The organism is Tepidiphilus sp. HLB4, from assembly GCF_054823945.1.
Genome location: NZ_JSYB01000036.1, coordinates 69412 through 83249 on the forward strand (window position 1 = coordinate 69412; position 13838 = coordinate 83249).

10 protein-coding genes are annotated in these 13838 nt (G+C 66.3%); 5 read left to right on the forward strand and 5 right to left on the reverse strand.

What is annotated here, in order from left to right:
• Positions 1-147 precede the first annotated feature (147 nt).
• The 3 genes from OA56_RS07065 to OA56_RS07075 are packed head-to-tail and all read left to right on the forward strand — an operon-like array spanning position 148 to position 1769.
• Entirely contained in the window at positions 148-768 is a 621-nt protein-coding gene (locus tag OA56_RS07065) for an SCO family protein (protein ID WP_055422464.1), read from the forward strand.
• Positions 769-796: 28 nt separating this feature from the next.
• Positions 797-1282 (forward strand): copper chaperone PCu(A)C, encoded by a 486-nt coding sequence (locus OA56_RS07070; RefSeq protein WP_461584297.1) that lies wholly within the window; start codon positions 797-799, stop codon positions 1280-1282.
• Entirely contained in the window at positions 1272-1769 is a 498-nt protein-coding gene (locus OA56_RS07075) for a Crp/Fnr family transcriptional regulator (RefSeq protein ID WP_461584299.1), read from the forward strand. Before OA56_RS07070 ends, OA56_RS07075 begins: the two co-directional genes overlap by 11 nt.
• Here the strand turns inward: OA56_RS07075 and cfa are convergent.
• Both cfa and OA56_RS07085 read right to left on the reverse strand, forming a co-directional pair.
• Entirely contained in the window at positions 1762-2955 is a 1194-nt protein-coding gene (gene cfa, locus OA56_RS07080) for a cyclopropane fatty acyl phospholipid synthase (protein ID WP_141054701.1), read from the reverse strand. The genes OA56_RS07075 and cfa overlap by 8 nt on opposite strands.
• Before the next feature lie 54 nt (positions 2956-3009).
• Complete coding sequence (locus OA56_RS07085; RefSeq protein WP_055422461.1) at positions 3010-4476, reverse strand: catalase; 1467 nt, start codon at positions 4474-4476, stop codon at positions 3010-3012.
• 288 nt (positions 4477-4764) lie between these two features.
• Here OA56_RS07085 and OA56_RS07090 point away from each other — a divergent pair, with 288 nt between their 5' ends.
• Positions 4765-6654, forward strand: a complete 1890-nt coding sequence (locus OA56_RS07090; RefSeq protein ID WP_055422460.1) for a potassium transporter Kup — start codon at positions 4765-4767, stop codon at positions 6652-6654.
• 56 nt (positions 6655-6710) lie between these two features.
• On the opposite strand, the gene ahpF is transcribed toward OA56_RS07090, so the two are convergent.
• Positions 6711-8291: an alkyl hydroperoxide reductase subunit F gene (gene ahpF / locus OA56_RS07095; protein ID WP_461584311.1), complete on the reverse strand. Its 1581-nt coding sequence runs from the start codon at positions 8289-8291 to the stop codon at positions 6711-6713.
• 168 nt (positions 8292-8459) lie between these two features.
• On the reverse strand, positions 8460-9023 hold the full coding sequence (gene ahpC, locus OA56_RS07100) for an alkyl hydroperoxide reductase subunit C (RefSeq protein ID WP_055422459.1): 564 nt from the start codon (positions 9021-9023) through the stop codon (positions 8460-8462).
• Between the two features lie 262 nt (positions 9024-9285).
• On the opposite strand from ahpC, the gene OA56_RS07105 reads away from it, so the two are divergent.
• Positions 9286-13182 carry a DUF3683 domain-containing protein gene (locus tag OA56_RS07105; RefSeq protein ID WP_461584313.1) on the forward strand — a complete coding sequence of 1299 codons (3897 nt, stop codon included), beginning with the start codon at positions 9286-9288 and terminating at the stop codon, positions 13180-13182.
• A gap of 39 nt (positions 13183-13221) precedes the next feature.
• Here OA56_RS07105 and OA56_RS07110 read toward each other — a convergent pair whose 3' ends face one another.
• Positions 13222-13752 carry a hypothetical protein gene (locus OA56_RS07110; RefSeq protein ID WP_141054708.1) on the reverse strand — a complete coding sequence of 177 codons (531 nt, stop codon included), beginning with the start codon at positions 13750-13752 and terminating at the stop codon, positions 13222-13224.
• Positions 13753-13838: the final 86 nt, after the last annotated feature.

The following is a 13838-nucleotide window of genomic DNA, read 5'->3' on the forward strand; positions in this document are numbered from 1 at the left end:
TTTCCTGCGGCTCAATTGAGGATTGTCAATTTTCCCGGGGGCGGTTTTGACGTCGCGCAAACTCCCTGCGCGCACGCATTGTCAACTCGGTTGCGCACGCCTAAGATTGCCTCATCGGCAGATGTGCCGCACAAAGGTCGAGACACGATGACATGCCCGGATTTGCACCGTACCTTTGCGCTCATGCTGCTTCCCGCCGCGCTGCTGCTGTCGGCCTGCGAGAAGGTCTCATCGCCGCCCGCCTTTCACGCCACCGAGATCCGCGAAGCCAGCTTCGGCCGCGAGCTGCGCCTGCCCGACACGGAAGGGCGCGTGCGCACGCTCGCCGACTTCCGCGGCGAAGTGGTGGGCGTCTACTTCGGTTTCCTGCAATGCCCCGACGTGTGCCCCACGGCCCTGTCGCGCGCGGTGGAGGTGAAGCGGCTGCTGGGCGAAGAGGGGAAACGCTTTCGCATCGTCTTCGTCACGGTGGACCCCGAGCGGGATACGCCCGAGGTCGTTCGAGCCTATCTCGACGCCTTCGATCCTTCGTTCGTTGGCCTGGTAGGAAGCCCGGAAGAGGTGGCCCGCACGGCCAAGGAATTCCGCGTCTATTACCGCAAGGTACCCACCGGCAGCTCCTACACGATGGATCACACCGCCACCACTTTCGTCTATAATGCCGACGGCAAGCTTCGACTGGCCGTACCCCATGCGCTTCCGGCCGAAGCATTCGCCGCCGACGTTCGGCGGCTGCTCGCCGAAGCGCCCGCTGCTCCAGGACGTTGATCGCCCGCTTTTCCCACGCAAGGAGTCGATGATGCCGACCACCCAAACCCGCCGTTCTCTCGGTCTCGCGCTGATGTTCGGCGCCTTCGCGCTGCCCGCCTGGGCGCAGACGGTCAAGGTCGAAGACCCCTGGGTCCAGGCCACGGTAGCGGGGCAGAAAGCCACGGCCGCCTTCATGAAGCTCACCGCCGACGCGCCGGTCAAGCTCACCGGCGGCAAGACGCCGGTCGCTCCCGTGGTGGAGATCCATGAAATGGTGATGGACGGCGACGTCATGAAGATGCGCGCCATCCCCGGCGGTCTGCCGCTCGAAGCCGGCAAGACGATGGAGCTCAAGCCCGGCGGCTACCACGTGATGCTCATTGACCTACCCAAGCCCGTGGAAGTCGGCCAGAAAGTGCCGCTCACCCTCATCTTCACCGACGCGCAGGGCAAGGAATTCGAGGTTGCCGTGGAAGCGCCGGCGCGTCCGCTCAAACGCGATCACGGCCAGAAATCCAGCCATGGCATGTGAAACGCCTCTCACCGAGCGGCGTCTGGGCAAACGCGGCCAGGCGCTGGTCGTGGCAGGAGAGAGCGGCCCGGCCTGGCGGGTCGTGGAGGGGATCGTGCGGCTCGACCTGCCGGTCCCCTTCGGCGAGGAGCATTTCGTCGGCATCGCCTGGGGCGGCGACCTGATCGGGGCGGAAGCGCTGATGTTCGGCCGCTATGGCTACACCGCCACCGCCGTCACGCCGGTGGTGCTCGAAGGCTGGAGCCAAGTGGCCGCCAAGGAACCGGCGGCCCTGCTCTATGCCCGCTTCGAGCACCGCATGGGCGAGGTGCTGCGCCTGCGCGCGGGCAAGGCGCCCGAGCGCATCGCCCGCCTCTTCGAGCTTGCCCAGTCGGTCGGAGCCGAGCCGCTGCGCCTGCGCCTGCGCGACATCGCCGCGATCACGGGGCTGCGCATCGAGACCGTGTCGCGCACGCTCAAGGCGATGGAAGCCGGCGGCCTCAGCTGAGACGCCGGTAGCCTCCGGGCACGCCATCCGGCGAAAATACGAACTGCCACAGCTGGTTGGTACGCGCACGGAACGTGCCGGCGCAGGCAAGCAGGTAGTAGCGCCACATGCGGTAGAAGCGCTCGCCGTAGCGCTCGCGAAAGCGCGGCCAGGCGGCTTCGAAGCGCTCGTACCAGGCCATCAGGGTCTTGTCGTAGTCGGCGCCGAAGTTGTGCAGGTCTTCCATCACGAACCAGTGCTCGCTCGCATCCGCCACTTCGCCGATCGAGGGCAGCTCCCCGTTGGGGAAGATGTATTTCTCGATCCACGGATCGGTGCCCCCACCGCGGCGGTTCTTGCCGATGGTGTGCAGCAGGAAGAGCCCGTCGTCGCGCAGGCTGCGGCGCGCCATGGCAAAATACGCCTTGTAGTTGCGCACCCCTACGTGTTCGAACATCCCCACCGAGGCGATGCGGTCGAACCGCTCCTTGCCATCGACGTTGAAGGTGCGGTAGTCGGCCAGGATGAAACGCACCGGCAGCCCCGTGCAGCGCTTCTGCCCCCAGGCGGCCTGGTCCTTGGAGATCGTCAGCCCCACGCACTCGACGCCGTAGTGCTCGGCGGCGTAGCGCATGAGGCTGCCCCAGCCGCAGCCGATGTCGAGCAGCCGCATCCCCGGTTCCAGCCCCAGCTTGCGGCAGATGAGGTCGAGCTTGGCCACCTGCGCCTCTTCCAGCGTCTTGGCGTTCGCCCAGTAGCCGCAGGAATAGGCCATGTAAGGATCGAGCATCGTTTCGAAGAAGTCGCTGCCCAGGTCGTAGTGCACCTCGCCCACGTGCCAGGCGCGGCGCACGGATTGCAGGTTGATGAGCCGCGCTTTCAGCGCCCGCCACACGAGCGAAGGATTTTTCACCCGCTCGTCGAGCCGCGCGCGCAGCACCCGGGCGAAGAACTCGTCGAGCCGCTCGCACTCCCACCAGCCGTCCATGTAGGCCTCGCCCAAGCCGAGACTGCCCTCGGCAAGCACGCGTTCGAGCACCTTGGGGTGTTTGATCTGGAAATCCCACGGCCGATCGCCGTCCAGTTTCACGTCGGCCTCGTCGAGCCAGGACTGCACCAGGGCCCGCAGCCGGTCGGCGCCGTGCGCCGGTCTCCTCGCCGGCCTCGGCCGTTCTTCGACCAAGCCTTGCTGTTGTAGTGTCGGCATATACCCCTCCAGGATGGAACGGAAGGCGGAGCCCTTCGGCCCCGCCTCGTTTCATCATAGACGATCGAGCGCGCGACGCACACCTTCGGCGTAGGCTGGATCGATCTGGGCAAAGAGGGCGAGCTGGCGCTCGACGATGAAATCCGGCACTCCTTTCATCGAACGCGCGAGGTTGCCATAGAGCCGCTCCTTGTGCGCCTCGTCGAAGAGCGCCCACAGCGCGCGCGGCTGCGAGAAGTCGTCGTTGCCGTCGCGATGGCTGTAGCGGTCGATCATGCCGATGGCCGACAGGGGCGGCTCCTTGACCTCGGGCCGCTCGACCGGACCACCGAAGGAGTTGGGCTCATAGTAGGCGTCCGGGTTTTCGTGGAAGTTGTCGAAGAAGCGCATCGACCCGTCCTTGTGGTAATGGTGCACCGGACAGCGCGGGCGGTTGACCGGCAGCGCCTCGTAGTGCGTCCCCAGGCGGTAGCGGTGGGCGTCGGCGTAGGAGAAGATGCGCGCCTGCAGCATCTTGTCGGGCGAGAACCCGATGCCCGGCACCACGTTCGAGGGCGAGAAGGCCGCCTGCTCGATCTCGGCAAAGTAGTTGTCCGGGTTGCGATCGAGTTCCATCACGCCCACTTCGATGAGCGGGGCGTCGCGATGCGGCCAAACCTTGGTGAGATCGAACGGATTCCAGCCGGTGCGCTCGCTCCAGGCGTCGGCCTCTTTCTCGCTCATCACCTGCACGTACATCGTCCAGCGAGGGTATTCGCCGCGCTCGATCGCGCCGAAGAGCGCCTCCTGGTAGCTCTCCCGCGTCTTGCCGATGATCGCTTCGGCCTCTTCGTCGGTGAGCGTCTCGTGCCCCTGCCGCGTCTTGAAATGGAACTTCACCCAGAAGCGCTCACCGGCCTCGTTCCAGAAGCTGTAGGTGTGGCTGCCATAGCCGTTCATGTGCATGGGCGAGCGCGGGATGCCCCGATCGGAGAAGAGGATGGTGAGCTGGTGCAGGCTCTCGGGCGAGAGCGACCAGAAGTCCCACATCGCCGTGGGCGAGCGCAGGTTGGTGCGCGGATGGCGCTTCTGCGTGTGGATGAAATCGGGGAACTTGTAGGCGTCGCGGATGAAGAAGACCGGCGTGTTGTTGCCCACGAGATCCCAGTTGCCTTCTTCGGTGTAGAACTTGAGCGCGAAGCCGCGCACGTCGCGCTCGGCATCGGCCGCGCCCATCTCGCCGGCCACCGTGGAGAAGCGCGCCAGCATGGGGATTTTCGCCCCGATCTGGGAAAATACCTTGGCACGGGAATACTTGCGGATGTCACCGGTGATGGTGAGCGTGCCGAACGCGCCCCAGCCCTTGGCGTGCACCACGCGCTCGGGGATGCGCTCACGGTTCTGGTGCGCGAGCTTTTCGAGCAGGACGTAGTCTTGCAGCAGCGTGGGGCCGCGTGGCCCGACGGTGAGCGAATTCTGGTTGTCGGCCACCGGCGCACCGGCCGTGGTGGTGAGATGATAGGGGCACTTCTGCTCGCTCATGGCGCGTTCTCCTTGCAGGGTCGAATGGCCGAACCGCGCGGTCTGACGGTTTGAAAACAGGCACACCACGGGCTGCGGAACTCATGAAGGTGCAGCGCCTTCGCGCCGCGCCATCGACTTCATCATAGAAGAGGACTGCCCCGCGGCCAATCGTTCCTGCCTATCGACGGAATCAGGGAAAATTCCAGAATCGCCCTATGTCGTTCCCAAACCCCCGCCGATGACCTAAGATTGGCAAAGATCTCCCGGCGCGCCAGGGGCTGCGCCGCAAAAAAACGAGGAAAAGCCATGGAACATCGACCGTCGAGTGAAGCCCGCGGCAAGGAACTGGCGCTCTTGTGCCTGGGAGCGCTGGGGGTCGTCTACGGCGACATCGGCACGAGCCCGCTCTATGCGATGAAGGAAGTCTTCGCCGGCAACCATCCCATCGCCCTGGAGCGGGCCAACGTGCTCGGCAGCCTCTCGCTCTTCTTCTGGGCGCTCATCATCATCGTCGCCGTAAAATACGTTATTTTCATCATGCGCGCCGACAACCGCGGCGAGGGCGGCATCATGGCGCTCATCGCGCTCGCGCTGCGCGACACGCGCCCCGGCAGCCGCTCGCAGGCGGTCGTACTCGGCGTCGGCATCCTGGGCGCGGCCATGTTCTACGGCGACGGCATGGTCACGCCGGCCATCTCGGTGCTCTCGGCCGTGGAAGGGCTGCAGATCGCCGCACCGGCGCTGCATCACGTGGTGCTGCCGGTGTCGCTGACGGTGCTCCTCATCCTGTTCTACCTGCAGCACCACGGCACGACGCTCGTCGGGCATGCCTTCGGGCCGGTGATGTTGGTCTGGTTCGTGGTGCTGGCGCTCCTTGGCCTCAACCAGATCCTCGATGCGCCGGAAGTGCTCGCCGCCCTCAGCCCGGCGTACGCAATCTCCTTTCTCGTGCACCATCACGCGATGGCCCTGGTGGCGATGGGCAACGTCGTGCTGGCGATCACCGGGGCGGAGGCGCTCTACGCCGACATGGGGCACTTCGGACGCAAGCCCATCCGGCGCAGCTGGTTCCTGCTGGTCTTGCCCGCGCTGGTGCTCAACTACTTCGGCCAAGGTGCGCTGCTGCTGCGCGACCCTTCCGCAATGCAGAACCCCTTCTATTTCATGGCCCCCGAATGGGCGCTCTACCCCATGCTGGGCCTGGCGACGCTGGCGACCGTCATCGCCTCCCAGTCCGTCATCTCGGGCGCCTTCTCCATCACCCGGCAAGCGATCCAGCTGGGGTTCCTGCCGCGCATGGAAGTACGCCACACCTCGGAGCGCGAGCAGGGGCAAATCTACATACCCGTGCTCAACTGGGCGCTGATGGCCGCGGTGATGCTGCTGGTGCTCGGGTTCCGCTCCTCGAACAACCTCGCGGCGGCCTACGGCCTGGCGGTGACCGGTGACATGGTGATCACCTCGCTTTTGGCCACCGTGGTGGCCGCCCGCGTCTGGGGCTGGGGCTGGGCCCGCGCCGTGGCGCTCTTCGCCTGCTTCCTCGCGGTGGAATTGACCTTCCTCACCGCCAACGTGCTGAAGATTCCCGATGGCGGCTGGTTCCCGCTGTGCGTGGGGCTGGTGGTCTTCGTGGTGATGCTCACCTGGAAGCAGGGGCGGGAACTGCTCATCGAGCGGCTCGAGGGCGGACGCATGAGCCTTGTCGGCTTCATCGAGTCGCTGCGCGGCGGCATGCCGCTGCGCGTGCCGGGCACGGCGGTCTTTCTCAACGCCCACCCCGACCGCGTGCCGCACGCCTTGCTGCACAACCTCATGCACAACAAGATCCTGCACGAGCGCGTAGTGGTGGCCAGCGTGCACTTCGAGGACGTTCCCTACGTGCCACCTGAGGAACGGCTGGAAATCCGGGAGCTGCCGGAGAACTTCTGGCAGGTGATCGTGCGCTATGGTTTCATGGACGAGCCCGATCTGCCAGCCGCGCTCGTCGGCGCCGCCCCCAGAGGGTTGGAGTGCGAGCCGCTCGCCACTTCGTGGTTTCTGGGTCGCGAAACGGTCATTCCCCGCCCCAGTCCCGAGATGCGGCAGTGGCGCAAGCGGATCTTCGTCGCCCTGCATCGCAACGCCGGCAGCGTCACCGCCTTCTTCAAGATTCCGCCCAACCGCGTCGTCGAGCTCGGCACCCAGGTGCTACTGTAGACAAAAAAACCTCCCGCCGGGAAGGACGGGAGGTACGTCGTACCGCCTGGGTTGCCTTACTGCGCCGGCGCGAGCCGGATGAGATAGTCGAAGGCCGACAGCGCCGCCTTCGCCCCCTCGCCCATGGCGATGATGATCTGCTTGTAGGGCACGGTGGTGCAGTCGCCGGCGGCGAACACTCCGGGGGCAGACGTGCTGCAGCGCGCGTCGATCTCGATCTCGCCGAAGCGGTTACGCGCCACCGCCCCTTCGAGCCAGTCGGTGTTGGGCACCAGGCCGATCTGCACGAACACGCCGGCCAATTCCACCGTGTGTTCTTCGCCCGTGGCACGATCGCGGTAGCGCAGGGCATTGACCTTCGCCCCATCGCCGAGGATTTCCATGGTCTGGGCATTGGTGACGATGGTCACGTTGGGCAGGCTCTTGAGTTTGCGCTGCAGCACGGCGTCGGCGCGCAGGGCATCGGCGAATTCGATGAGCGTGACGTGCGCGACGATGCCGGCCAGATCGATCGCCGCCTCCACGCCGGAATTGCCGCCGCCGATCACCGCCACTTTCTTGCCCTTGAAGAGCGGTCCGTCGCAGTGCGGGCAGTAGGCCACGCCCCGGCCGCGGTATTCCTTCTCGCCGGGCACGCCCAGCTCGCGCCAGCGCGCGCCGGTGGCGAGGATCACCGCCTTGGCCCCGAGCTCGGCGCCGTTGGCGAGCGCCACCTTCGCCGTCTTGCCCGGCTCGGCGGGAACGTCGAGGCGTACCGCGCGCTGATGATTCATGATATCTACATCATAGGCCTTGACGTGCTCTTCGAGCCCCGCGACGAGCTTGGGCCCCTCGGTCTCCTTCACCGAGATGAAGTTCTCGATGGCGAGCGTATCCATCACCTGACCGCCGAAGCGCTCGGCCACGATGCCGGTGCGCAGGCCCTTGCGCGCGGCATAGATCGCCGCCGCCGCCCCGGCCGGTCCACCGCCGACGATGAGGATGTCGAACTCGCCTTTCTGGGAGAGCCGCGCCCGCTCGCGCGCTTCGGCCTGCGTGTCGACCTTGGCGAGGATCTCCGGCAGCTCCATGCGTCCTTGGCCGAAGAGCTCGCCGTTGAGATAGACGGTGGGCACGGCCATGATCTGCTTGGCCTCGACCTCGGCGGGGAAGCTCGCCCCGTCGATCATCACCGCCTGCACCTTCGGATTCAAGGCGGCCATGGTGTTGACCGACTGCACCACCTCCGGGCAGTTGTGGCACGACAGCGACACGTACACTTCGAAAGAGAGCGGCGACTCCAGGCTCTTGACCTGCTCGATCACCTCCGGCTCGAGCTTGGGCGGGTAGCCGCTCACCTGCAGCAGCGCGAGAATGAGCGAGGCGAACTCGTGCCCCAGCGGCAAGCCGGCGAAATGCACCCGCGGGGCTTCGCCGGGGCGCGTCACCGCGAACGCCGGGCGCCGACCGCCGGCGACTTCCTCACCCACCGCTTCGCGCACCGTCACCTTGCCGCCGCCGGCAGCGACGATCTCCTGCACCAGCTCGGCCAGCTGCCGACCGCGCTCGCTGTCGTCGAGCGCCGTGACGAGCTCGATCGGCCCGGCGAGCCGGGTCAGATATTGCGTCAAGGCGTTCTTCGTTTCTTGATCGAGCAATGCCATGGTAAATCCCCCCTTCGTCGAAACTTCGGATGAAAAAAGCCCCTCGGCCTCTTTCGGCCGACGTCTCCGTGATGCAAGGAAAAGGCGCCGCCGCCTCGTGCGGACGGTCGGCGCCCGGAATCTGGCTCCAACCGGGAGTGACCGCGGTTGGAATCCAGGCGATCAGATCTTGCCGACCAGATCGATGGAAGGCTTGAGCGTCTCGGCGCCTTCGTTCCACTTGGCCGGGCAGACTTCACCCGGATGCTCGGCCACGTACTTGGCAGCTTTCACTTTGCGCAGCAGCTCGGCGGCATTGCGGCCGATGCTGTTGTCGTTGACCTCCATCCCCTTGATGACGCCGTTGGGGTCGATGATGAAGGTGCCGCGCAGCGCCAGGCCTTCTTCCTCGATCAGCACGTCGAAGGCGCGGGCGAGTTTCTGCGCCGGGTCGCCGAGCATGGGATAACGCACTTTCTTGATGGCGGGAGAAGCCTCGGCCCAGGCCTTGTGCGTGAAGTGGGTGTCGGTCGACACGGAATAGATCTCGCAGTTGATCTTCTTGAACTCGTCGTACAGATCGGCGAGATCTTCGAGTTCGGTCGGGCACACGAAGGTAAAGTCGGCCGGATAGAACACGAACACCGACCAATGGCCGCGCAGATCGGCGTCGGTCACTTCGACGAACTTGCCGTTGTGATAAGCCTGCACTTTGAACGGAACGACTTGGGTGTTGATCAAGCTCATAACGGTTCCTCCTGTCTGGGTTTGCACATGGCGCCGGTCGGTCGACCGGCGGAGGCCCGGCGCTGCTGCCGGTCACCACGCGAACCATTCTAGGTCAGGCTCCGGGCAAAATCCAATCGTTCCTGGCAAACGTCATGATAGTTAAAAACTATCAAAAAAACACATGATTTAAAGCGTTCTCAATGATCCACACTTCCGTCGTGGGCGACGCCTTTCGGGACATGCGCTAGAATTGCCCCTCGAACCGTGCCCGGAGAGGATGATGGACCCGCGTCTGCGCGAAATCCCCTACAACTACACCTCCTTGTCCGACCGTGAGATCGTGATCCGGCTGCTGGGCGAGGAAGCCTGGGCGATCCTGGAGGCCCTGCGCGCCGAGCGCGTCACCGGCCGCTCGGCCCGCATGCTCTTCGAGATTCTCGGCGACATCTGGGTGGTGCGGCGCAACCCCTTTCTCGAAGACGATCTGCTCGCCAACCGCAAGCGGCGCCAGGCACTCGTCGAAGCCCTACGCCACCGGCTCGACGAGGTGGAGAAACGGCGCGTGGCAAGCGCCGCCGCCGATCCCGAGCGCGCCGCGCGCGTGGCGCGTCTGGTCGAGCTCACGGCGGCCGCGATCGACGCCTTCGAGCGCTCCTTCGGCGAAACCGAACGGCTGCGCAAGGACGTGCTGCGCGTGCTGTCGCGCCACACGCGCCGCGACAACATCCGCTTCGACGGGCACGCGCGCGTCTCGCACGTCACCGACGCCACCGACTGGCGCGTGGAGCTGCCCTTCGTCGTGCTCACGCCGGACACCGAAGAGGAAATCGCTCCGCTGGTGCGCGGCTGCATCGAGCTAGGGCTGACCATCATCCCGCGCGGCGGCGGCACCGGCTACACCGGCGGCGCCGTGCCACTCGATTCGCGCTCGGCCGTCATCAACACGGAGAAGCTCACCTCGCTCGGCCCGGTCGAGGAGGTGGATCTGCCCGGGCGCGAAGGGCCATTGCCGCAGCGCTACCCCACCATCCGCACCGGCGCGGGCGTCGTCACCCAGCGCGTGGCCGATGCCGCGACCGCCGCGGGGCGCGTCTTCGCCGTCGACCCCACCTCGGCCGAAGCCTGCTGCATCGGCGGCAACATCGCCATGAACGCCGGCGGCAAGAAGGCGGTGCTGTGGGGCACGGCGCTCGACAACCTGCTGTGGTGGAAAATGGTCACGCCCGACGGCAACTGGCTCGAAGTCGAGCGGCTCGAGCACAACCTCGGCAAGATCCACGAGCAGGAGACGGTCTACTTCCGCCTGCGCCGCTTCGACGGGCTCACCTACGCGCCTTTGGGCGAGGAGATCATCAGCGCGCCGGGCGCGACGATGCGCAAACCGGGCCTGGGCAAGGACGTCACCGACAAATACCTGCACGGCATCCCCGGCATCCAGAAGGAAGGCACCGACGGCCTCATCGTGGCCGCGCGCTGGGTGCTGCACAAGATGCCGCCGGTCACGCGCACCGTCTGCCTCGAATTCTTCGGCCAGGTGCGCGACGCGGTGCCGGCCATCGTCGAGATCACCGACTACTTCAAGCCCGGCGGCGAAGGGCACGCAGCCGGAGTGCAACTGGCCGGCCTCGAGCACCTCGACGAGCGCTACGTCAAGGCCGTGGGCTATACCACCAAGGCCAAGCGCCGCGGTCGGCCCAAGATGGTGCTGGTGGGCGACATCGTCGGCCACGACGAAGAGGCGGTGATGCGCGCCGCCTCCGACGTGGTGCGGATGTGCAACAGGCGCGACGCCGAAGGTTTCATCGCCGTCACCCCCGAGCAGCGCAAGCGCTTCTGGCTCGAACGCTCCCGCACCGCGGCCATTTCCCGGCATACCAACGCCTTCAAGATCAACGAAGACGTCGTCATTCCCCTGCCCAAGATGGGCGAGTACTGCGACGCCGTCGAGCGCATCAACATCGAGCTGTCGCTCGACAACAAGCTCGCCCTGTGCGACCGGCTCGAAGCCTTCCTGCGCGAACCCAAGCTGCCGCTCGATCCGGGCGACGCCGACCTGCCGCCGGAGACGCTCATCGGCGAGAAGCGCGAGCACGCGCTCGAGCTCGTCGACGCGGTGCGCCGGCGCTGGCGCTGGCTGCGCGACCACCTCGACCTGCCGCTCGCCGAAGCCGAGCCGCACTTCGCCGCATACGGCATCGAAGCGGGCGAACTCACCAACCAGGCCGAGGCGCTCACGCTCTTCCACCGCCTGCAGGACTACTCCATCCGCGTCTCCTGGAAACGCGAACTGCGCCCGGGGCTCATGCGCATTTTCGACGGCGACGTCTTCCGCCCCACGCGCGAGCGCATCCTCGAGCTCCACGAGCAGGTCAAGCGCGGTCGGCTCTTCGTGGCGCTGCACATGCACGCCGGCGACGGCAACGTGCATACCAACATCCCGGTCAATTCCGACGACTATGAAATGCTGCAGACCGCCAACCGCGTGGTCGACCGCATCATGGCGGTGGCGAAGTCGCTGGGCGGGGTCATCTCCGGCGAGCACGGCATCGGCATCACCAAGATCGACTATCTCGACGAGGAGCAGCTTCGCCCCTTCTGGGACTACAAACGCCGCATCGACCCCAAGGGGGCGTTCAACCGCGGCAAGCTCATGCCTGGCGGCAACCTCTCCCGCGCCTACACGCCCTCGTTCAACCTGCTCGGGCACGAGTCGCTCATCATGGAGCAGACCGAGATCGGGGCGATCGCCGACGACATCAAATCCTGCCTGCGCTGCGGCAAATGCAAACCCGTGTGCTCGACGCACGTGCCGCGCGCCAATCTCCTCTACAGCCCGCGCGACAAGATCCTCTCCACCTCGCAGCTCATCGAGGCGCTGCTCTACGAGGAGCAGACGCGCCGCGGCGTGTCGCTGGCGCACTGGGCCGAGTTCGAAGACATCGGCGATCACTGCACCGTCTGCCACAAGTGCGAGAAACCCTGCCCGGTGGACATCGACTTCGGCGACGTCTCGATCAAGATGAGGAACCTGCTGCGCAAGCAGGGGAAGAATTCCTTCAACCCGGGCACGAAGGCGGCGATGCTGCTGCTCACGATCAAGGACCCGACCACGGTCAAGCTCGTGCGCAAGACCATGGTCGAGTGGGGCTACAAGGCGCAGCGCCTGGCGCATCATTGGGCCAAGCGCCTCGGGCTCATCCAGGAGCAGACGCGCCGCCCGCCGCTCACCGTGGGCAAGCCGCCGATCCGCGAGCAGGTGATCCACTTCGTGAACAAGCCCATGCCGGGCAATCTGCCCAAGCGCACGGCACGGCAACTCCTCGACATCGAGGACCAGACGGTGATCCCGGTGATCCGCAACCCGCAGGTGCCGGCGGGCGAGTCGGAAGCCGTGTTCTACTTCCCCGGCTGCGGCTCCGAGCGCCTCTTCAGCCAGGTGGGTCTGGCCACCCAGGCCATGCTCTACCACGTGGGCGCCACCACGGTGCTACCGCCGGGCTACCTCTGCTGCGGCTATCCGCAAACGGCCGCCGGTAACGACGACAAGGGGCAGCGCATCACCACCGAGAACCGCGTGCTCTTCCATCGCGTGGCCAACACGCTCAACTATCTCGACATCAAGACCGTGGTCGTCTCCTGCGGCACCTGCATGGACCAGCTGCTCGACTACCACTTCGAGCAGATCTTCCCTGGCTGCCGCCTGCTCGACATCCACGAATACCTGATGGAGAAAGGCATCGCGCTCGATGGCATTCCCGGCGTGCGCTACATGTACCACGAGCCCTGCCACACGCCGATGAAGCAGTACGCCGGCATCGAGGTGACGAAGAAACTGCTGGGCACCGAGGTCGTGCTCAACGACCGCTGCTGCGGCGAATCGGGAACGCTCGCCGTCACGCGGCCGGACGTGTCGACGCAGGTGCGTTTCCGCAAGCAGGAAGAACTGGAGAAGGACGCCGCGCGGCTTCGCGCCGACGCCGCGCCGGGCACGCCGGTGAAGGTGCTCACCTCCTGCCCCAGCTGCCTGCAGGGGCTGAGCCGCTTCGAGCACGACGCGGGAGGGCTGGATGCCGATTACGTGGTGGTGGAACTGGCGAAGCACCTGCTCGGCCCTGAGTGGCTCGAGCGCTACGTCGAGGCCGCCAACCGCGGCGGGATCGAGCGCGTGCTCCTGTGAGCTTGGCGCGGCCCGTCTGTGGGACGGGCCGCGCCGGGATCATCGCCCCTGCTGCTGTGCGCGCAAGGCTTCTTCGAGCTCACGGCGCTCGGCAGCGAGGCGCTCCGCCGCCGTGCGCCGCTCGTCCAAGAGGCGCTGCAGGGTCGGCACGAGCGCATCGGGGTCCGTCCCCTCGGCGAGCAGGGCGCGGATCTGGGCGATCTGCCGGTCGTAGTCGGCCAACTGCGCGTCGCGCCAGGCATCGAACGCCTGCAACGTCGGAAAAGCCTGCAGCAGACGCTCCTGCTTGCGGCGCAGGCCCTGTTCCTGCGGCGAGAGCGCCCCGGCCCCGCTTGCCTCCTGACGCTGCGCCCGCTCGGCCGCCGGATCGATCACCTTGCGGATCATGCCGCTGTCGTCGACCAGCCAGTATTTGCGCCCATAACACTCGGCGGGCAACGGGTTGCCGCACACGCGCCGGCCGTTGGCATCGTCGCAGCATGCCACCCCGGTCGGGCCGCCCGCCGTGGCCGACGCCATGACCGCCGCCAGCGCCCCCATCAAGACCCCACCCCCGATCCACCGCCCCATCGTCCCCGGCCCTCACGGCTCGATCCGCATATGATATGCGATAAGGACGATCGATACCACGTCCACCTTGGCATGGGCGTGCCGGG

Bases quoted from the DNA above. Each gene is read 5' to 3' on its own strand.
- OA56_RS07105 (WP_461584313.1), top strand. From the start codon at position 9,286: ATGGACCCGCGTCTGCGCGAAATCCCCTACAACTACACCTCCTTGTCC.
- cfa (WP_141054701.1), bottom strand. From the start codon at position 2,955: ATGCCGACACTACAACAGCAAGGCTTGGTCGAAGAACGGCCGAGGCCG.
- OA56_RS07070 (WP_461584297.1), top strand. From the start codon at position 797: ATGATGCCGACCACCCAAACCCGCCGTTCTCTCGGTCTCGCGCTGATG.
- ahpC (WP_055422459.1), bottom strand. From the start codon at position 9,023: ATGAGCTTGATCAACACCCAAGTCGTTCCGTTCAAAGTGCAGGCTTAT.
- OA56_RS07075 (WP_461584299.1), top strand. From the start codon at position 1,272: ATGGCATGTGAAACGCCTCTCACCGAGCGGCGTCTGGGCAAACGCGGC.
- OA56_RS07110 (WP_141054708.1), bottom strand. From the start codon at position 13,752: ATGGGGCGGTGGATCGGGGGTGGGGTCTTGATGGGGGCGCTGGCGGCG.
- OA56_RS07065 (WP_055422464.1), top strand. From the start codon at position 148: ATGACATGCCCGGATTTGCACCGTACCTTTGCGCTCATGCTGCTTCCC.
- OA56_RS07090 (WP_055422460.1), top strand. From the start codon at position 4,765: ATGGAACATCGACCGTCGAGTGAAGCCCGCGGCAAGGAACTGGCGCTC.
- OA56_RS07085 (WP_055422461.1), bottom strand. From the start codon at position 4,476: ATGAGCGAGCAGAAGTGCCCCTATCATCTCACCACCACGGCCGGTGCG.